Here is a 19,177-nt window from a genome sequence, read left to right as displayed (position 1 = left end):
ACGACGGTCCGGTGATGCCCTCCAGTCAGCCCCGCCACGGACGTAGCTTCCCGCTCGCCCAGCCACGGAACCGACCCGCCGCCGGCGGCCCGCACCGGCGACTACGGCGGTGACGATGCCGTCGTTCGTCACGCGACTCGGCGACGGGTGGCGGCGGGCGCTCGACGTCCTCCCCCTCGCGCTGGTCCCCGTGCTGACCGCGCTGCTGAACACGGAGAAGCTCTGGTCCGTGCTGACCTTCGACGGCTTCCACGTCAGTCTTCAACTGGCGGCGCCGGTCTCCGTCGTCGACGTCTGGACCTTCGTCAACCCGCCGAGTCAGGGGGGAACGGTCCAGACCGGCGTCCCGATGGTCGGGTTCCCGCTGGTGCTTTTGGTCGTCCCGGCGGCGCTCGCGCTACAGGCGGCGCTGATCGCGGGCTACTTCGGCAGTCTCCAGGAGGCGCTCGTCGCGGGCCGGTACGACTTCGCGGCGAACGTCCGCCGGTTCTTCCTGCCGTTCCTCGTGCTGACCGGCGTTCCGGTGCTCCTCCTCCTGCCGTTCGGGTTCGCCGGCGCCAGCGGTGGACTGGACGCGCTGTTCCCGCTCGTCGTGCTGTCGATTCCGGTGTTCGTCGTCCTCGCGTACCTGTTCGCCGCGACGCCCTACCTCCTCGTCCTCCGGGAGACCGATCTCCTCGACGCGCTCCGGGCCTCGTACGGCCTCGCGATAGCCAGCGGTGCGTACCTCCGGTACCTCGTCGGGTTCCTGCTGTTCGTCCTCGTGCTTTCGCCGTTCGCGTCGCTGCTCGTCGTCAACGTGCCCGTCGTCGGACTGGTCGTCGGGGTCGCGGGCGGCGCCGTCCTCGGCCTCGCCGCCAACCTCGCGACGATGCGGTTCGTCGCCGACATCGACCCCGAGTCCCCAGCGGTGGGGACGTGGGCGGACACCGGAGCCGAGTGACTACCCGTCGAGTTCGAACTCGATTCGCTCGACGTCGGCGCCCTTCGACGCGCGGTCCGTGACGCGGATAGCGCCGAGTTCGCCCGTGCGGTCGACGTGGGTGCCGCCACAGGGACAGGTGTCGAACTCGGCTATCTCGACCACGCGCAGGGGGTCGACGTGGTCCGGAATCAGGTCGAGTTGGGTCCGACCCTCGGGCGTCTCGGCCTCGACGTCGGCGCGCGGTCGCTCGGCCTTCGAGACGGGCAGGTCGGCGTCGACGACGCGGTTGGCCGCACGCTCGATGGTCGCCACGTCCTCGGCGTCGAAGTCGGCGGGTTCGAAGTCGATTCGCGAGCGGTCGACGTGAATCTGGTTGCCGGCCGTCGCGGCGTCGAACTCGTCCAGCACCACGCGGGAGACGACGTGCTGGGCGGTGTGCATCCGGCGCAACCGCTCGCGGCGGTCGGCGTCTATCTCGCCGGTGACGGTCGTCCCCGCTGCCGGCACCGTCCCCTCGATAGACTCGACGTAGTGGCGCACGTCGCCGTGGTTCTTGCGTACGTCCCGGACCGTCGCTTCGCCGCCGTCCCACGAGAGGCGGCCGCGGTCGGCCGGTTGGCCGCCCCCCTCGGGGTAGAAGTACGTCCCGTCGAGGACGACGTACTCCTCGGTCGCTTCGGTCACCGCCGCCTCGAATTCGGTGACGTCGTCCGCGTCGGGGAGGTACCGGAGGTCGGTCATAGCTACCGGTTGGCGGGCCGACGGCAAAAGCCGTTGGACGGCGGTGAGTGCGACGGCTGGGACCAGCACGACCGTCGCAAGCGTGCCTATCTCGTCGAGGAGGAGCCGCCACGCCGGTCGGGCGACGCCCGCTACTTTCGCGACGACGACGGCGACGAGGACGACGGGGACGACGTATCGGACGAGAGCGACGAACGCGCCGAGTTCCGCACGGACGGCGTCGAGGTCCGCGACGAAGACGAACACGGCCACGATGAGGACCGCCGAGACGGGCAGTGCGAACGTCCCCACGGTAGCGTCGACGATATCGAGGACGGGGACGCCGGCCAGCGCGAGGTTCGCGGGGCTGTAACTCAAGGCGGAGGGCGCGCCCGCGAGGAGCATCACGCCGGTAAGCAGCCACGTCGCGCGCCGCCGCCCGTACCCGGTCGCCGTCAGGGCGGCGACGCCCACCTCCAGCATGGCGACGGCCGAACTGAGCGCCGCCAGCGCCAGCAGGCCGAAGAACGCGACGGCGACGGGGCGACCGAACGGCATCGTCGCGAAGGCCGTCGGGAGCGTCGTGAAGGCCAGTTCCGTCCCGAGCGTCGGCCGGAGGCCGAAACTGAACACGACGGGGAAGATGACCAGCCCCGCCGTAATCGCGGCCCCGACGTCGACGACCGTAATCGCAAACGCCGACCGCGTGAGGTCGGTGTCGTCGTCGACGTAGCTCCCGTAGGTCAGCATGATGCCTTGCCCGACGGACAGCGAGAAAAACACCTGCCCGACGGCGGCACTCCAGAGGCCGGGGTCCGACAGCACCGAGAAGTCCGGCGTAAACAGGAACGCGACGGCACGGCCCCATCCGGGGAGCGTCGTCGCGTACGCCGCGAGCGCGGCGAGCAGGACGAACACCGTCGGTAACAGGTACGTCGCGAGCCGTTCGATGCCGTCGCGGACGCCCAGCGAGACGACGCCACCGGTCAGCGCCGTCGCGACGACGAAGAACGCGACCGGCCGCCAACCGGCGGTGAAGGCTGCGAACGTCGTCCCCGACCCGACGCTCCACGACACGAGAAAGCCCAGCACCCACCCGGTGAGGACCAGATAGTAGCTCAGGATGAGGAGGACGCCGGCCACGACGGCCCATCCGACGACGGCGTAGCGGTCGCCGACCGTCCGGAACGCCGAGACCACGTCCGTCCGGAGGGTGCGGCCGACGGCCAGTTCGAGGACGAGGAGCGGCACGGCACAGACGACGGCCGCGACGAGGTACGGAAGGAGGTAGGCCCCGCCGCCGTTCTGGCCGACGACGGCGGAGAACCGCCAGATGTTGCCTAGCCCGACGGCGGCCCCGACGGCGGCGAGCAGGAACCCGACTCGTGAGGACCATCGCTCGGCGGTCATGCCGGCCTCTGCTCGTGGTACCGTGTTAAACGTACGCTCGCACGGGGCCCGTCGAACGGACGTGGGGCGTCTGACGCTGGGCTGACGGCGGCCGCGTCGACCGCCCGCTGTCGGCCGGTTTTCACTTCCGACGCGGTTGGCTGACGTATATACTCGGGCCGACCGTCCTCCCGGCTATGTTGGAGCAGTTGAAACAGGCCGTCGGTCGGGGGTCACCGTCACAGAGGGCGTCGACAGGGGCGTTCCACGAGTGTCGGCAGTGTGGGACGACCGTCGACGACGACGCCGACGGCTGCCCGGCCTGTGGCTCGACCGAGATCGCTCGATACGACCTCTGAGCCGACCGTTCCGTTCGGTCTACGGCCGCCCGCTACTGTGCTGATCGGTAGCATTTCGCGGCGATAGAACGGTTATTACAGTCGGGCCCGTCTCGAAGGCATGCATCCCGGTTCGTCGTCGGTTGCCATCCTCGGGGGCGGGGTCGGCGGCCTGAGCGCGGCACAGGAACTCGCAGAACGCGGCTTCGCGGTGACGGTGTACGAGGCCGACGACGCGCTGGGCGGGAAAGCGCGGAGCTTCGAGTACGAGGGTGACGCCGAGGGACCGCCCCTGCCCGGCGAACACGGTTTCCGGTTCTTTCCCGGGTTCTACACCAACCTCCGGGACACGATGGCCCGGATTCCGCTCGCCGAGGGCGGGACCGTCGCAGACAATCTGGTGCCGACCAGCGAGACGCTCGTCGCCTCCGTCGACGGCGGCGAGTCGCTCTCTCGGTCGGCGACGCCGCGGACCGTCTCGGAGTGGGCCGACGCGCTCCGGCCGACCATCGGCAACGGCGAACTCACCGCTCGGGAGACGAACTACTTCCTCCGCCGCCTGCTTGTGTTGCTCACCAGCGGCCGTCGCCGGCGCGAACGGGAGTTCGACGCCATCACGTGGTGGGAGTTCGTCGACGCCGAGGAGCGGTCGCCGGCCTACCGGAAACACCTCGCCGAGAGCACGCAGGCGCTCGTCGCGATGCGGCCACAGATAGCGAGCGCCCGGACCATCGGGCGCATCTACGTCCAGTTGATGCTCGACCAGATAGAGCCCCGCCGACCGACCGAGGCGGTGCTGAACGGTCCGACGAGCGTGGTGTGGATACGGCCGTGGGTCGCGTACCTCCGCTCGCTCGGCGTCGAGTTCCGGACCGGGACGCCCGTGACGGCTATCGAGTCTGACGGCCACCGCGTCACCGGCGTCGTCGTCGATGGCGCGGACGGTTCGGAGACGGTGACGGCCGACCACTACGTCGCGGCGGTCCCCGTCGAGGTGATGGCACGGCTGCTCACGCCCGCACTGACTCGCGCCGCCCCCTCGCTCGCGGGCGTGCGCAAACTCGACACCGCGTGGATGAACGGCCTCCAGTTCTACCTCACCGACGACGCGCCGTTGGCACACGGCCATCAGGCGTACACGGACTCGCCGTGGGCGCTGACGTCCATCTCGCAGGGCCAGTTCTGGGCCGACGGCCCGTTCGACCTGACCGGATGCGCCGACGGGTCGGTGCAGGGCGTCCTCTCGGTCATCGTCTCCGACTGGGAGACGCCGGGCGTGCTGTTCGACAAACCCGCCAGCGAGTGCACGCGCGAGGAGATCGTCGACGAGGTGTGGGCGCAGTTGACCGCCCACCTCAACCGCGAGGACGAACGGCTCTCGGCGGCGGCGCTGTACGACGTGGTCGTCGACCCCGCCATCGTCGAGGCGGAGCGTGGGGACCGGATGGACAACCGGTCACCACTGCTCATCAACACCGTCGGGTCACTGCGACACCGACCCGACGCGGTGACCGAGGCGGCGAACCTCGTGCTCGCGGCCGACTACGTGCGCACGGAGACGGACCTCGCCACGATGGAGAGCGCGAACGAGGCCGCCAGACGCGCCGTCGCCGGCGTCCTCGACCGTGCGGGCGTCGGGCCGCCGCCGACGGTCTGGGGACTCGACGAACCGGCGGTGTTCGAACCGCTGAGACGGCAGGACGACGTGGCTTGTGCGCTCGGTCTGCCGCACCCCGGCGAGACCGAACGGGGCCTCGGTCGCCTCCTCCGTGAATTCAGAACCCGGGTCGGCGCGTGACCTCCGTGGACGGGGCGGGTGACGACGCGTCGTCGGCGTCAGTGCGTGCAGCCATCGCCGCCTCGACGACCGCCGAGTTCACGACGGTCCGCGACGGGCGGCAGGCGACGGTCCCCGTGACGCCGACCTACGACCCGGCGAGCGAGTGCGTCGTGGTGAGTTGCGCGCCGGCCTTCGCCGAGAAGGCCGCACGGGCCGCGGCGACACCCACTGTCGGCCTCCTCCTGCACGGTCCCGACGGCCCCCGCCACGTTACGGGCACAGCGACGGTACGAGACGACGACCTCGAAGCGAACGCGCACCGTCTCCGGCGCCTGTTCGAGGCCGAACCGCCCTCGGAGAAGCGGACCGCGATGCTCGACGCCGCGTCGGTCCTGCAATCCCGACTCGGCCTCTTGTTGCTCGACTGGTACGGGCTTCGCATCCTGATAGAGATAGCGCCCGAGCGAATCGATCGACTCGACCGGACCGGGACCGGACGCGTCGAGGCGTGGCCCGCGGCGGACGTAGACGCCGGGGAGGCGGCGCGCTACGACCGACTCGTCGCGACGGCCGTCGACGCCGACGGGCGACCCCGCACGTGGCCGGTCGACGGGTTCGACCTGCACGAGGACGCCCTCGCGCTCTCGCCGCCGCCGGCGGTCTCGCTCGACGACGGCCAGCCGATCTGTGTCCTCTGTCACTGGCACAGTGCGGCCCTCGACGACCTCGGGCAACGCGTCGTCCGCGGCCGGGTCCGCACCGTCGGCGGCGTCCCGTGCGTCGTCCCGGGCAGCACCACCCGGTGGCGCAACGTGACGGCGCTCGACGCGCTCCGATTCGTCGTCGACGGCAAGCGGCGGACGCGACGGTACTTCCGCGCCCGTGGCGAGACGTATCGGATCGTCCCTCGGGCACTCCTCCGCCGCCACCCGTTCTGACCGGGTGCGGCCCACGGCCCCGTTAGCGGCCGACCGCTCGCTGTCCTATCTGTGCCCATATCGACCAAATCTGGCGACAGAAAACGCTAGGGAGGTGTATATACGGGCAAGCAGTACCAATAAAGGTATAAAAATCGAAATGTCGAGATAAGTTGGGGTAGTTTACTGACAATACGGCGAATAGCCATGTGTATATCGACAAGCGGCGGGTAAATTCGCATATACTGCCGATATGTGGGCGGTGTCGACGGGGATATCACGCGTGGACGACAAAGCGGCGACCACGATCGCGCACCTCGCAGTCGATTCCGTGACAGACCACGAACTGGTCCGGCACTCCCGTGCCGGCGTATCGGTCTCCGGTGTAGACGCTTCGAACCTGTCCAGAACACCGACACCGTGCCGCACTCGCAGTCACCCCTCCCCGCTGCTAGCCGTCGAGTGTTCACCTGAAGAGGCAGTCGGTGCCCCTTCGAGGAAGAAGCGTTCAGAATAACCGAACGAAATTTCATCAGAACGTTCGGTACGCCTATGTGTCGTCTCCCTGCTGCCTTCCTCAGACTCCCGATATCTAGCTCTAGAAACCTCTGCGAGGTGTGTGAACAATCGACGATGTGGGAATAACGGAAGTACTATTGTTACGAACTGCGTTCAGTATTGTTGAACAATTTTCCGGACTGACGGTATGTTCGTCGCTCTCTCCGAACGGTGGTTTCGGTTCGCGCGTCGTTCGCGTACGTCGCGTCGACCTCCGCGCCCGTCCGGACGTTCGATCGAGTGGTACACGTGGACCACCCCCGTCGACGAAACACTTTTTAGCGATTACCAGTTCTTAGACCGTATGCGGTACTATCAGCTCGGTAACGGAGACACCGGTCGGCTCGTCGTCTCGACGGGCGAGAGCCTGTACGACCTCACCGCCGCGAAGCCGCGCCTGCAGTCGTTTCGGGACCTCCTCTCGGCCGCGAGCATCGCCGAACGCTCCCCCGACGACGTCGCTACGCGGCACGTCGACGCCGAGCACGAACTCGCACCGAACGAGGTCGACGCCACCCGAACCGTGCCGGTCCACGCCGACGAGGTGTGGGCCGCCGGGGTCACCTACCAGATAAGCGAGGCGGCGCGCCGAGAGGAGAGCGACACGCCGGACATGTATCTGGACGTCTACGACGCGGACCGGCCGGAGATATTCCTCAAGTCGACGCCGAGTCGGACGGTCGGCCCGGGCGAGGAAGTCGGCATTCGCGGCGATTCCGAGTGGGACGTCCCCGAACCGGAACTCGGTATCGTCCTCTACGACGGGCGGACTGTCGGTTACACCATCGGCAACGACATGAGCAGTCGCTCTATCGAAGGGCAGAACCCGCTGTACCTCCCGCAGGCGAAGGTGTACGACCGCTGCTGTGCCATCGGTCCCAGCGTCGTCACAGACATAGCGGACCCGCACTCGCTGGACCTCTCGATGACGATCCATCGCGACGGGGAGTGTGTCTACAGCGGCGAGACGAACACGGGAGAGATGGTCCGCACGTGCGAAGAACTCGTCGACTGTTACACCGCGCACAACGCCGTCCCCGAACTCGCCGTCCTCCTCACCGGGACCTCGCTCGTTCCGGACGACGGGTTCACACTCCGCGAGAACGACGAGGTCGACATCGAGATCGAACGTATCGGGACGTTGCACAATACCGTGACGACCGTCTAACCAGCATGTGTAACGGACGAGACGACCCCTGACGGCGCTCGCTCGACTGTCCCCGTCGCTGTGACGCACCCGACGCGTCGCGACCGCGGCCAGCGAGTCGCCGAGTGGCCCGCGAGCGGCCGCGCTGCCCGCGCTCCGGCCCGAACGCCCGGAAGTGTTTTGCCCGAGGGTGTGTATTCCCCGCTGTCGTATGCACTACGGAAACTTGCGAGACCCCAACGCAGAGTACACGATGCGGGACCTCTCGGCCGAGACGATGGGCCTCACGGAGCACCGCGGCGAGCGTCGCGACGTCGAGATCACCGACGTCCAGACCGTCGTCGTCGACGGCAACTACCCGTGGACGCTCGTCCGCGTCTACACGGACGCCGGGCCCGTCGGCAACGGCGAAGCCTACTGGGGCGGTGCCCTGCCGGAGATAATCGAGCGGTTGACCCCCTTCGTCGTCGGCGAGAACCCGCTGGACGTCGACCGCCTGTACGAACACATGGTCCAGAAGATGTCCGGCGAGGGCTCCATCGCCGGGAAGGACATCGCCGCCATCTCCGGCATCGAACTCGCCTTGCACGACGTCGCCGGCAAGATTCTCGACGTCCCCGCCTACCAACTGCTCGGTGGGAAGTACCGGGACTCGGTCCGCACCTACTGTGACTGTCACACCGAGGACGAGGCCGACCCCGAGGCCTGTGCCGACGAGGCAGAGCGCGTCGTCGAGGAACTGGGCTACGACGCCCTGAAGTTCGACCTCGACGTCCCCTCGGGCCACGAGAAGGACCGCGCGAACCGTCACCTCCGGCAACCCGAAATCGACCACAAGGCCGAGATCGTCCGGCGGGTCACCGAACGCGTCGGCGACCGCGCAGACGCCGCCTTCGACTGTCACTGGGCGTTTGCCAGCGGCAGCGCAAAGCGCCTCGCGCGCGAACTCGAACAGTACGACGTGTGGTGGCTCGAAGACCCGGTACCGCCGGAGAACCACGACGTCCAGCGCGAGGTCACCCAGTCGACGGGCACGCCCATCGCGGCCGGCGAGAACGTCTACCGCACGCACGGTCAGCGCCGCCTCATCACCGAGGGGGGCGTCGACATCGTCGCGCCGGACTGTCCGAAGGTCGGCGGGATGCGAGAGACGGCGAAGATCGCGACGCTGGCGGACGTGTTCTACATTCCGGTGGCGATGCACAACGTCTCCTCACCCATCGGGACGATGGCGAGCGCTCACGTGGGTGCGGCCATCCCGAACGCGCTCGCCGTCGAGTACCACTCCTACGAACTCGGCTGGTGGGAAGACCTCGTCGAGGAAGACGACCTCATCGTCGATGGCTACATGGACATCCCCGAGCGCCCCGGTCTGGGCCTCACGCTCGACTTCGACGCCGTCGAAGCGCATCTGGCGGAGGGAGAGGAACTGTTCGACGAGGCGTGAGCGGACGGTCGCGGTCGGCGACGGTCCCGAAAGCGTCTGCTGTGGGTGTCCCTCCGATACCGGTCGGAAGTCGGGGATGACCCGTTCTGCGGGCTGAATCGCCGACAGTTTTATGTTCTCATAGATAATCGCTCTAAACCGTATGGCTGATAATGACAAACTCGATTCGGCAATGGACAGGCGAAGATACCTCGCTGCGCTGAGTACTGGGGCCGCATTCGGTATCGCCGGGTGTTCCGGCGACGGCGGGAGCGACGGTGGAAGCGACGGGAGCGACGGTGGCGGTGACGGCGGGAGCGACGGGAGCGACGGTTCCGGGGGTGGCGGGCAGTGGGACGAGACGCTCGAAGTCCTCCACGGTTGGGCCGGTGGTGACGGTGAAGCCGCGATTACAGCGCTCATAGAGGAGTTCGAGAGCGAATATCCCGACATGGACACGCAGTTCCAGGCCGTCGGAGCGAGCGCGAACGTCAACCTCAACGCGACGATTCTGCGCCGGATGGTCAACAACAACCCGATGAGTTCCTTCGCGAACTGGCCGGGGAACAACCTCGAACGCTACCGGGGCCACCTGATGGACCTCGAATCGTCCGTCTGGGACCCCGAAGGGTACAAAGACGTGATGCAGGACCGCGCCGTCGAACTCTGTACGTTCAACGGCAAGATGTCCTCGGTTCCCCTCGGCTCTCACCGGATGAACAACCTGTTCTACAACATCTCGGCCTTCGAGGAGGCGGGCGTAGACGCGTCGAGCCTCGACGACATCGACTCGCTGCTGAGCGCGCTCGACGCCATCAAGACGGAGACGGACGTCACGCCCATGGGACAGGCGATGGTCGCACCGTGGACCGTCCTCCAACTGTGGGCGCAGGTCCTCCAGGGTCAGGCCGGCGTCGACGCCTACATGAACTTCATCGAGGGCAACGGTGACCGGCAGGCCATCGTCGAGTCGCTGAACGTCGTCAAGGAGATTCAGCAGAACTACATCACCGACGACGCCTCGTCGGTGAGTTTCACCGACGTCGGCGGGAAGATGATCAACGGCGAAGTCGCCTGCATGCATCAGGGCAACTGGCTGGCGGGTCAGTTCCGCGTCGACGACTCGTTCAACTACAAGGAGCACTGGGACTGGATTCCGTTCCCCGGAACCGAGGGTACCTACGGCTACCACATCGACGCCATCGTCGCGCCGGCGAACAACCCGAGCGAGGACGAGACCATCGCGTGGCAGAAGTTCGTCGGGACCAAGAAAGCCCAGATCGCGTTCAACAACCTGAAAGGCTCCGTCCCGCTCCGGACCGACATCGACCCGGGCGAACTCGGCGACTTCATCGGCCTGACCTACGAGGACCTGACAAGTTCCGAGCGGTACCCGCCCACCATCGCACACGGCCTCGCCGTCCCGCCCGAGCAGATGGGTGCCTGCAAGACGGCGATGAGCGAGAACATGATGGGGCCCTACGACGTGCAGTCGGCGGCCGACGGACTGCTAGACGCCGTGTCCCAGTAACGGGATCGACGAACTACACATTTTATTATACCGGAACGAAATCACACTATCTATGGACACCCACGAAACGGCAGAGGCAACCACAACCCCGACCGAGGAGGTCGACTGGGAGACGAAGTTGCGATACTTCCTCAACAGTGACTTCGTGCGGTCCTCGCCCTTCTGGGGGATTCCGTTCCTCGTCATGGGCGTCGCCGTCTACGGCGGGATGGGGTTCAACATCGCGATATCGCTGACCGACGCGCGGGGACTGACGCCGCCGGACTACAGTCCGGGCAATCTGGACCTCGAGATGTACACGCAGGTACTCGGGAGCAACGCGTTCCTGCAGGCCACCCAGAACAACCTGGTACTCCTCGTCACGTTCACGACGATTTGCCTCGTTCTCGGCCTGTTCCTCGCGGTACTCATCGATCAGGGGATTCGGTACGACGACAAGGTACAGACCATCTACTTACTGCCGATGAGTCTCTCGTTCGTCGTTACGGCCCAGCTGTGGCTCTGGATGTTCAACAACAACAACGGCCTGCTGAACATCATCGTGACGGCCTTCGGGTTCCAACCCGTCGACTGGATAGGGAACCCGTCGATTGCGCTCGGGTCGATCATCTTCGCGCTCATCTGGCAGTTCAGCGGCTACACGATGGTCGTCTATCTGGCCGGCCTGCGGTCGCTCCCCGACGACCAGTTCGAGGCCGCCCGCGTGGACGGCGCGAGCACGGCAAAGACCTACCTGCGCATCATCATCCCGCAACTGAAGGAGTCGTCGGTCAGCGCGGCCGTCGTCCTGATGGTGTTCGCGCTGAAGGCCTTCACCTTCCTGTATGCACTGACCGGCCGCTACCGACCGCCCAACGGGACGGACATCCTGGCGACGCTGATGGTTCGGCAGGCGTTCAAGTTCGGCAAGTGGGCCTACGCGGCGACCATCGCGACGTACCTGATGGTCCTCGCGCTTGGCGTCATCGCGCCGTACCTCTACTACCAGTACAGACAGGGGAGCCTCTAAGATGTCACAGTCAACGCCCGACACCAACATCGACGTCGCATCGCTCGTCGAGGACGTAAACCTCGCCCGAATCGGACAGTACGTGCTGGTCATCCTCTTCATCGGGTTCTTCCTCGCACCCCTGGAGACCGGCATCATGACCGCGCTGAAGACCAACGAGGCCGTCGCCCGCACGATTCCACTGGCGCCACCGACCGGCGAGGGGTTCACGTGGGGCAACCTCCAGTTCGCGCTCGAACAGCTCTCGGGCGCGTTCTTCAACTCCCTGTTCATGGCGATTCCCGCCACCATCGGGAGCGTCCTGTTCGGGAGCATGGCCGCCTACGGCCTCACGATGGTTCGCTGGCGCGGCCAGATGGCGTTCCTGATACTGTTCCTCGTCGGCATCTTCCTGCCGTACCAGGCGGTGCTGGTGCCGCTCGCGCGTTTCTGGAACAACATCTTCCCGCTCGCGTCGATGCTGGCGCCGACGTTCGAGACGCTCCCGTACCTCCAGGACTACCACTCGAACCTCGTCCCGCTCATCATCACCCACATCGCGTACGGGATACCCATCTGTACGATCCTGTTTCGCTCGTACTACCAGAGCCTCCCGAGTTCGCTCGTCGAGGCCGCGAAGATAGACGGGGCGTCCGTCTCGAAGATATACCGCCGCATCGTGTTGCCGATCTCGAAGCCGATGTTCGGCGTCGTGTTCATCTATCAGTTCACCCAGATATACAACGAGTTCCTCTTTGCGTTCACGCTGATCACTGGCTCTGACACGCCGGAGGCCGTCGTGACGCTCATCCTGCCGGCCGTCGGCGCCTCGACGTCCGGTATCGACTTCGGAATCCGCATGTCCGCGGCGTTCCTCGCGGCGATTCCGACCCTCATCATCTACGTCGCCTTCGCGGAGCAATTTGCGAAGGGCCTGCGGACCGGAGGTGGATAACGATGGGCGCAATCAACATCGAGAACCTGACGAAACGGTTCGGAGAGACGACGGCAGTCGACGACCTCTCGCTCGACATCGCCGACAGCGAGTTCCTCGTGCTGGTCGGCCCCTCGGGCTGTGGGAAGTCGACGACCCTGCGCTGTCTCGCGGGGCTAGAGACGCCGACGGCCGGCGACATCTACATCGCCGGTGACCACATGAACTACCGCGTGCCACAGAACCGGGACATCGCGATGGTGTTTCAGGACTACGCGCTGTACCCCCACATGACCGTCCGGGCGAACATGCGCTTCGGCCTCGAAGAGGAGGAGGGGTACACGAAAGCGGAGCGAGAGGCCCGCGTCGAGGAGATAGCCGAGACGCTCGGCATCAGCGAACTGCTGGACCGAAAGCCCGACGAGCTATCCGGCGGGCAACAACAGCGCGTCGCGCTGGGGCGGGCCATCGTCCGTGACCCGGAAGTGTTCCTGATGGACGAACCGCTGTCGAATCTGGACGCGAAACTGCGGGCGGAGATGCGAACCGAACTCCAGCAACTCCAGCACCGATTCGACGTGACGACGGTGTACGTCACACACAACCAGACCGAAGCGATGACCATGTCCGACCGCGTCGCCGTGATGAACGACGGCCGCCTCCAGCAGGTCGGCCCGCCGCTGGAACTGTACCACGCCCCCGAGAACCGCTTCGTCGCGGGGTTCATCGGCGAACCGATGATGAACTTCGTCGAGGGGCGAAACGAGGGCGACCGGTTCGTCGGCACGTACGTCGAGTACCCGTTCGACGCCACCATCCGGGACGCTGTCGACGGTGCCGACGACGTCGTCCTCGGGGTTCGGCCCGAAGACGTCGCCGTCGAGACGGCCGACGGGGTCGACGAGTCCGACCTCGGCGACTACGAGTTCGTGATGCACGTCTCCGTCATCGAACCGCACGGCGACCAGAACGTCGTCCACCTGAATCATCCGGGAGACACCAGCGAATCGGACCTGCTGCACGCGCTGACCGGCGGCACCGACATCTTCGAGCAGGGGTCCGAAGTCGTCGTCACCATCGACCCGAGTCACGTCCACGTCTTCGATGGGGAGAGCGGTGACGCCTTGCACAACCGCCGCATCGGGCCGGAAGCGGAGGTGACGAACGTATAATGGCCCACTTAGCACTCGAACACGTCACGAAGGTGTTCGAGGACGGCGAGGACGAAATCGTCGCCGTCGACGACGTCTCGGTCGAGATTCGAGACGGCGAGTTCCTCGTACTGGTCGGCCCCTCCGGGTGTGGGAAGTCGACCACGCTGCGGATGATCGCCGGACTGGAGACCATCACCGACGGCGAGATCAGACTCGGCGAGACAGTGTTGAACGACGTGCGTACGCAGGACCGGGACATCGCGATGGTGTTTCAGTCCTACGCGCTGTACCCCCACCTCACCGCCCGGCGGAACATGTCGTTCGGGCTGGAGGAGTCGACCGACCTCGCCGACACCGACATCGACGAGCGCGTCACCGAAGTCGCGTCGATGATGGGCATCTCGGACCTGCTCGATCGCAAGCCCGGTCAGTTATCGGGCGGCCAGCAACAGCGCGTCGCACTCGGCCGTGCTATCGTGCGTGACCCGGAAGTGTTCCTGATGGACGAACCGCTGTCGAATCTGGACGCGAAACTGCGGGCGGAGATGCGGACCGAACTCCAGCAACTACAGGAGCAACTCGGCGTCACGACGGTGTACGTCACGCACGACCAGACCGAAGCGATGACGATGGCGGACCGCATCGCCGTGATGAACGACGGCCGCCTCCAGCAGGTCGGCCCGCCGCTGGAACTGTACCACGCTCCCGAGAACCTCTTCGTCGCCGAGTTCATCGGCGAACCGTCGATGAACTTCCTCTCGGGCCGACGCGAGGGGTCGTCGTTCGTCACCGACCGTATCGAGTACCCCTTCACCGAGACCATCGCCGACGCCGTCGGGGACGCCGAGGACGTCATCCTCGGGGTGCGGCCGGAGGACGTCGAGATTCTCGCGGCGGGCGACGGCAGTGACCCCGCACGCGAGTTCGAGATGACGGCCACCGTCGTCGAACCGATGGGCAACGAGAACGTCGTCCACTTAGAGTTCCCCGGCGAGACGACGGGGACGGAGGACCTCGTCGCCATCACCGAGGGGCTGCGAGAGATCGAGGAAAACGAGTCCGTCACCGTCCACCTCCCCGAGGAGACGATACACGTCTTCGATACGGCCACCGGCGAGGCGCTCCACACCCGGCAACTGGAACTCGACGCGCAGGCGCTCCGCCTGTAAGTTCGCGTCGACGCGGTTTTCCTCGTGTGCAGTCGACACCTCAGAGCGCGCTGTCGGCGAATCCGCCGTCGACGGTGAGCACTTCGCCGGTGACGTAGGAGGCGGCGTCGCTCGCCAGATAGACGGCCGCGCCGACCATCTCCTCGCGGTCGGCGACCCGACCGAGCGGCGCTCGCTCGTCGATCTTCGCCCGCTTCTCGGTCCCCTCCGCGTACGTCTCGGCGTTCTGCGGCGTGATGACGAACCCGGGCGCGATGGCGTTGACGCGAATCTCCGGCGCGAGTTCCTTCGCCGACGCGCGGGTGAACGCCTCCACGCCGCCCTTCGCCGCCGCGTAGGCCGGCAGGTCGGCCATGGCGAGTCGGGCGGCCAGCGAGGAGATGTTGACGATGGCGCCGCCGTCGTCCATCGCCGGGACCATCGCCTGTGTGACCCTGCGGACGCCGTCTAGGGCCACGTCGGTCACGAAGTCCCAGTCCTCGTCGCTGATGTCCCGGACCGTCTCGCGGGAGATAGCGCCCTGCGAGGCGACGACGACGTCGACGCCGCCCAGTTCCTCGACGGCCGTCTCTCGGACCGCTTCGAGCGTCTCCATCTCCGTGACGTCACACGTCACCCGAGCGGTGTCGACGCCGTACTCCTCGATGATGTCTGCCGTCTCCTCGACGGCGCTCTCGCGGCGACTGGTGGCAACGACGTCGGCCCCTTCCGCGGCGAACCCCTCGGCGATGGCCTGCCCGATACCGCTCGTGCCGCCGACGACGACGGCTCGCTTGTCCGCGACTGTCACTGGCGTGTGGTCGTACGAACCCATACTCGGTCTGTCTGTGCGTGCCTATTTGACGTTTGTGGAGGGTGGGTGGGTACGTGTCTGGGTGCGATAGCGTCGCGACGAATCCGAGTACGCGGCATCGCATCTGAACCACCGAACGGCGCCTCGCCGACAACCATAGAATTAATACTCTCCGTCGACTGCCGAAACGTATGCGAGGACTCGCGAAAGTCAGCCGTAGTCACGGTGCCATGGAGTTCGTCGACCGAGAGCGGCCAGAACCGGCCCCTGACGAGGCGCTCGTCGAGGTCGATTACGCCGGCCTCTGTGGGAGTGACGCCGGCATCTACGAGTTCGAGTCGGCGTTCGAGCGGATGGCCCTCCCGACGGTCATCGGCCACGAGTACTCGGGGCGCATCGTCGAAGTCGGCGAGAACGTCACGAAGTTCGCGGTCGGCGACCGCGTCGTCGAGCGGCCGATTCGGGGCTGTGGCGACTGCTACCAGTGTGAAATCGGGGAGTCGAACGTCTGCCAGAACGCGGTCATCACGGGTGTCGACCACGACGGGGCCTACGAGCAGTTCGTCGCCGTCCCGGAGGACGCGCTCCATCCCGTGCCCGACGCCGTCGACCAGCAACACGCCGCGATGGTCGAACCGACGAGTATCGCCGCCCGCGCCGTCATCGAGAACTCGCGGGTGACGGCGGGCGACCGCGTCCTCGTGGAGGGGCCGGGGCCGATCGGTCTCCTCACGGCACAGATCGCCGACGCACAGGGCGGCGAGGTACTCGTCTCCGGCGTCGGGCAGGACGCCGCGTACCGCCTCCCGCTGGCCGAGGACCTCGGCTTCGAGACTCTCAACGTCGCCGAGGACGACGTCGAGGCGCGCCGGGAAGCGATCACCGACGGCGTCGGCTACGACGTGGTGTTCGACACGACCGGCCACCCCTCTGGGCTCCCCGCCGCCGTCGACGAGGTGCGAAAGGGCGGGCAGATAGTTCTCATCGGCCAGACCGGCGAGACGACGATGCCGTACTCCCCGCTGGTGCGGTCGGAGATAGACCTCCAGTGTTCCTACGCGTCGATGTACGATGACTTCGACCGCTCGCTCAGGCTCATCGACAGCGGCGACGTGGACGCCGAGACGTTCATCGACGACCGCTTTTCGCTTCTCGACGCCGAGGAGGCCTTCGAGGCGTTCGTCGCGGGCGAGACCTGCAAGCCGGTGTTCGACGTCTCCGAACTGTACGCGTGACGGCGTCCGCACGGCGATTAGTCCGTCCGCTGATAGCTATCCGAAGATTTTACTCACAGTCGTCGGTACCAGTACGCGATGAAAGACTGGCTCGACAGCTACGACGACCGCGACTGGCAGACGACCACGGAGGGCACCGTCCGATACGCGCTTCTCGGCCTCGGCTGGTGGACCATCGACGTCGCCCTGCCCGCCATCCAGCACTCCGACCTCGGCGAGGTGACGACGTTCGTGAGCAGTTCGACCGAGAAAGCCGAGCGGTTGGCGGCCGAAAACGACGTCGACCACGGCATCAGCTACGAGGAGTTCCACGACGGCGCCGCGACCGACGCCTACGACGCCGTCTACGTCGGGACGCCCAACGCCTACCACCTCGAGTACGTCGAGAGCGCCGCCGAACACGGCAAGGCCGTCCTCTGTGAGAAGCCCATGGAGTCGACGGTCGAACGGGCCGAGCAGATGGTCGAGGCCGCCGAGAGCGCCGACGTGCCGCTGATGATCGCCTACCGGATGCAGACCGACCCCGCCGTCAGACGGGCGAAGGAGTTGGTACAGGACGGGTTCGTCGGCGACCCGGTGTCCGTCTACGGCAACAACAGCCAGCCGTTGCTGGAGATGATTCCCGACCACGACCAGTGGCGACTCGACCCGGACCGCTCGGGGTACGGCACGTCGGTGATGGACCTCGGCATCTACTCGCTGAACACGACGCGGTTCATCTTAGACCGGGACCCGGTCGCCGTCCAGTCACAGATGAGTTCCCACCACGAGGCGTTCGACGCCGTCCCCGACGAGCGGTCCGGGGCACTGCTCACGCTGGAGGGCGGCGTGAAGATGGTCACCACCGACAGTCAACGCGCCCACGAAGACACGCAACTGAAGATTACGGGCACCGAGGGCCAGATAGACCTCCGCCCGGCGTTCCACGGCGAGTGTACGATGCATCTGTCCCGCGGCGACGTGACGGCCACCGTCTCACACGAGGCGTTCGACTCCCAGCGTGAGATGCGCGAGGAGTTCGACTTCTTCGCGGACCGCGTGCTCACCGGGGAGCCGGTCGTCGCCGACGGCCGGCACGGACTGCAGGATATGCGAATCGTCCGTGCCATCCATCAGGCGGCCGAGAGTGGCGACGTCGTCGAGTTGTAACGACCGCAGGACATTATTTCCGCTCCCAGACGACTCGACAAAACGAGCAACTGTTTTGTGCGTATACTTCGTGCTACGACTATGGTGAGTACAGCCCAAAACCCGGTCAAATCAGTCGGCACGACGTTCGAAATCCTGAACGGACTGAAAGAGCTCGGGGGTGCCCGCGTGACGGAACTCGCTCGTCACCTGGACCTGCCGAAGAGTACGGTCCACAACTATCTGAGCACGCTCGAACAGGAGGAGTACATCGTCAAGGACGACAACGAGTACCGGGTCGGACTGCGGTTTCTGGAGCTGGGCGCGTACTCGCGTCACGAGCGGAAACTGTTTCAGATAGCGAAGCCGGAGGTCGACCGCCTCGCCGACGAGACGGGCGAACTCGCGAACGTCCTCGTCGAGGAACACGGCCGTGGCTCGTACCTCTATCGGGCCTACGGCGAGCAGGCGGTCCGCGTGAAAGCACACGTCGGGACGCGCGTACCGCTTCATACGACCGCGCTGGGGAAGGCGATTCTCGCGTATCTCCCGGGGGAGCGCGTCGACGAAATCGTCGACCGACACGGACTGGCGGAGAACACCGAGCAGTCCATCAGCACCCGCGCGGAACTGGACGAGACGCTCGAAGCCGTCCGGGAGCGCGGCGTCGCGTTCGACGACGAAGAGCGTCTCAACGGTCTCCGCTGTGTCGCCGCACCGGTGCTCGACAACAGCGACGACATCATCGGCGCCATCAGCGTCGCCGGCCCGACAAACCGGTTCCGCGGCGAGCGGTTCAGGGAGGAACTCCCACAGCGAGTCCTCGAAGTCGCGAACGTCATCGAACTCAACTTCACGTATTCGTAACCGCGGCGCGTCGGTCCCGAGAGACCGAAGCGAGCGCCGAGATCGTGCCGTGGCCGTTCACTATGACCGAACGGATCGCGGTCGGGCGTTCGTGTGTCTCGTGCCGATACGAAACTTCCAATACGGACGGAATACGCTGTCTCGACGGACAAACGTCCGCCGGAGCGACGAGAACCAG

General features: G+C 66.2%; 16 protein-coding genes and 1 pseudogene. 14 read left to right on the top strand and 3 right to left on the bottom strand.

Going from position 1 to position 19,177, the window contains the following annotated elements; genetic code table 11:
* The first annotated feature begins 115 nt into the window (after positions 1-115).
* Positions 116-943 (top strand): hypothetical protein, encoded by an 828-nt coding sequence (locus NDI85_RS12865; protein ID WP_188995861.1) that lies wholly within the window; start codon positions 116-118, stop codon positions 941-943.
* Here NDI85_RS12865 and NDI85_RS22310 read toward each other — a convergent pair whose 3' ends face one another.
* The gene (locus NDI85_RS22310; protein ID WP_396275531.1) at positions 944-1,666 is read right to left on the bottom strand and encodes an alanyl-tRNA editing protein; all 723 of its coding nucleotides are present in this window, start codon (positions 1,664-1,666) and stop codon (positions 944-946) included.
* 150 nt (positions 1,667-1,816) lie between these two features.
* Positions 1,817-3,055 (bottom strand): annotated as a pseudogene (locus NDI85_RS22305) (sodium-dependent transporter); the annotation flags it as partial.
* Between the two features lie 176 nt (positions 3,056-3,231).
* On the opposite strand from NDI85_RS22305, the gene NDI85_RS12855 reads away from it, so the two are divergent.
* The 10 genes from NDI85_RS12855 (at position 3,232) to NDI85_RS12810 (ending at position 14,976) form a co-directional block, all read left to right on the top strand.
* Positions 3,232-3,393: a hypothetical protein gene (locus NDI85_RS12855; RefSeq protein ID WP_310915996.1), complete on the top strand. Its 162-nt coding sequence runs from the start codon at positions 3,232-3,234 to the stop codon at positions 3,391-3,393.
* A gap of 100 nt (positions 3,394-3,493) precedes the next feature.
* Positions 3,494-5,170 (top strand): FAD-dependent oxidoreductase, encoded by a 1,677-nt coding sequence (locus NDI85_RS12850; RefSeq protein ID WP_310915995.1) that lies wholly within the window; start codon positions 3,494-3,496, stop codon positions 5,168-5,170.
* Positions 5,167-6,090 (top strand): hypothetical protein, encoded by a 924-nt coding sequence (locus tag NDI85_RS12845; protein ID WP_310915994.1) that lies wholly within the window; start codon positions 5,167-5,169, stop codon positions 6,088-6,090. The genes NDI85_RS12850 and NDI85_RS12845 overlap by 4 nt, the downstream gene beginning before the upstream one ends.
* Positions 6,091-6,931: 841 nt before the next feature.
* The gene (locus NDI85_RS12840; protein ID WP_310915993.1) at positions 6,932-7,795 is read left to right on the top strand and encodes a fumarylacetoacetate hydrolase family protein; all 864 of its coding nucleotides are present in this window, start codon (positions 6,932-6,934) and stop codon (positions 7,793-7,795) included.
* Positions 7,796-7,985: 190 nt separating this feature from the next.
* Positions 7,986-9,221, top strand: coding sequence for a mandelate racemase/muconate lactonizing enzyme family protein (locus tag NDI85_RS12835; protein WP_188995866.1), 1,236 nt, complete (start codon positions 7,986-7,988; stop codon positions 9,219-9,221).
* A 172-nt stretch (positions 9,222-9,393) separates the two neighbouring features.
* Positions 9,394-10,731 (top strand): ABC transporter substrate-binding protein, encoded by a 1,338-nt coding sequence (locus NDI85_RS12830; protein ID WP_396275530.1) that lies wholly within the window; start codon positions 9,394-9,396, stop codon positions 10,729-10,731.
* Positions 10,732-10,783: 52 nt separating this feature from the next.
* Positions 10,784-11,740 (top strand): carbohydrate ABC transporter permease, encoded by a 957-nt coding sequence (locus NDI85_RS12825; protein ID WP_188995868.1) that lies wholly within the window; start codon positions 10,784-10,786, stop codon positions 11,738-11,740.
* Position 11,741: 1 nt separating this feature from the next.
* A complete protein-coding gene (locus NDI85_RS12820; protein WP_188995870.1) occupies positions 11,742-12,674 on the top strand; it encodes a carbohydrate ABC transporter permease in 933 nt (310 codons plus the stop codon).
* A 2-nt stretch (positions 12,675-12,676) separates the two neighbouring features.
* Positions 12,677-13,825, top strand: coding sequence for an ABC transporter ATP-binding protein (locus NDI85_RS12815; protein WP_310915989.1), 1,149 nt, complete (start codon positions 12,677-12,679; stop codon positions 13,823-13,825).
* Positions 13,825-14,976, top strand: a complete 1,152-nt coding sequence (locus tag NDI85_RS12810; protein ID WP_188995874.1) for an ABC transporter ATP-binding protein — start codon at positions 13,825-13,827, stop codon at positions 14,974-14,976. The genes NDI85_RS12815 and NDI85_RS12810 overlap by 1 nt, the downstream gene beginning before the upstream one ends.
* Positions 14,977-15,016: 40 nt before the next feature.
* Here NDI85_RS12810 and NDI85_RS12805 read toward each other — a convergent pair whose 3' ends face one another.
* Positions 15,017-15,790 carry an SDR family oxidoreductase gene (locus tag NDI85_RS12805; RefSeq protein WP_310915988.1) on the bottom strand — a complete coding sequence of 258 codons (774 nt, stop codon included), beginning with the start codon at positions 15,788-15,790 and terminating at the stop codon, positions 15,017-15,019.
* Positions 15,791-15,960: 170 nt separating this feature from the next.
* Between NDI85_RS12805 and NDI85_RS12800 the strand changes: the two genes are divergently transcribed.
* The 3 genes from NDI85_RS12800 to NDI85_RS12790 all read left to right on the top strand — a co-directional run bounded on the left by NDI85_RS12800 (position 15,961) and on the right by NDI85_RS12790 (position 18,999).
* Positions 15,961-17,004, top strand: coding sequence for a zinc-binding dehydrogenase (locus NDI85_RS12800; protein ID WP_188995878.1), 1,044 nt, complete (start codon positions 15,961-15,963; stop codon positions 17,002-17,004).
* A 78-nt stretch (positions 17,005-17,082) separates the two neighbouring features.
* Positions 17,083-18,153: a D-xylose 1-dehydrogenase Gfo6 gene (gfo6, locus tag NDI85_RS12795; protein ID WP_310915987.1), complete on the top strand. Its 1,071-nt coding sequence runs from the start codon at positions 17,083-17,085 to the stop codon at positions 18,151-18,153.
* An 81-nt stretch (positions 18,154-18,234) separates the two neighbouring features.
* Positions 18,235-18,999: an IclR family transcriptional regulator gene (locus NDI85_RS12790; RefSeq protein ID WP_310915986.1), complete on the top strand. Its 765-nt coding sequence runs from the start codon at positions 18,235-18,237 to the stop codon at positions 18,997-18,999.
* Positions 19,000-19,177: the final 178 nt, after the last annotated feature.

This window comes from Haloarcula sp. S1AR25-4, assembly GCF_031624555.1.
GTDB lineage: Archaea > Halobacteriota > Halobacteria > Halobacteriales > Haloarculaceae > Haloarcula > Haloarcula pellucida.
This window is presented reverse-complemented; position numbering and strand designations above follow the sequence as displayed.

Bases quoted from the DNA above. Each gene is read 5' to 3' on its own strand.
- NDI85_RS12835 (WP_188995866.1), top strand. From the start codon at position 7,986: ATGCACTACGGAAACTTGCGAGACCCCAACGCAGAGTACACGATGCGG.
- NDI85_RS12805 (WP_310915988.1), bottom strand. From the start codon at position 15,790: ATGGGTTCGTACGACCACACGCCAGTGACAGTCGCGGACAAGCGAGCC.
- NDI85_RS12850 (WP_310915995.1), top strand. From the start codon at position 3,494: ATGCATCCCGGTTCGTCGTCGGTTGCCATCCTCGGGGGCGGGGTCGGC.
- NDI85_RS12855 (WP_310915996.1), top strand. From the start codon at position 3,232: ATGTTGGAGCAGTTGAAACAGGCCGTCGGTCGGGGGTCACCGTCACAG.
- NDI85_RS12820 (WP_188995870.1), top strand. From the start codon at position 11,742: ATGTCACAGTCAACGCCCGACACCAACATCGACGTCGCATCGCTCGTC.
- NDI85_RS22310 (WP_396275531.1), bottom strand. From the start codon at position 1,666: ATGACCGACCTCCGGTACCTCCCCGACGCGGACGACGTCACCGAATTC.
- NDI85_RS12790 (WP_310915986.1), top strand. From the start codon at position 18,235: ATGGTGAGTACAGCCCAAAACCCGGTCAAATCAGTCGGCACGACGTTC.
- gfo6 (WP_310915987.1), top strand. From the start codon at position 17,083: ATGAAAGACTGGCTCGACAGCTACGACGACCGCGACTGGCAGACGACC.
- NDI85_RS12810 (WP_188995874.1), top strand. From the start codon at position 13,825: ATGGCCCACTTAGCACTCGAACACGTCACGAAGGTGTTCGAGGACGGC.
- NDI85_RS12865 (WP_188995861.1), top strand. From the start codon at position 116: ATGCCGTCGTTCGTCACGCGACTCGGCGACGGGTGGCGGCGGGCGCTC.
- NDI85_RS12800 (WP_188995878.1), top strand. From the start codon at position 15,961: ATGCGAGGACTCGCGAAAGTCAGCCGTAGTCACGGTGCCATGGAGTTC.
- NDI85_RS12830 (WP_396275530.1), top strand. From the start codon at position 9,394: ATGGACAGGCGAAGATACCTCGCTGCGCTGAGTACTGGGGCCGCATTC.
- NDI85_RS12840 (WP_310915993.1), top strand. From the start codon at position 6,932: ATGCGGTACTATCAGCTCGGTAACGGAGACACCGGTCGGCTCGTCGTC.
- NDI85_RS12815 (WP_310915989.1), top strand. From the start codon at position 12,677: ATGGGCGCAATCAACATCGAGAACCTGACGAAACGGTTCGGAGAGACG.
- NDI85_RS12825 (WP_188995868.1), top strand. From the start codon at position 10,784: ATGGACACCCACGAAACGGCAGAGGCAACCACAACCCCGACCGAGGAG.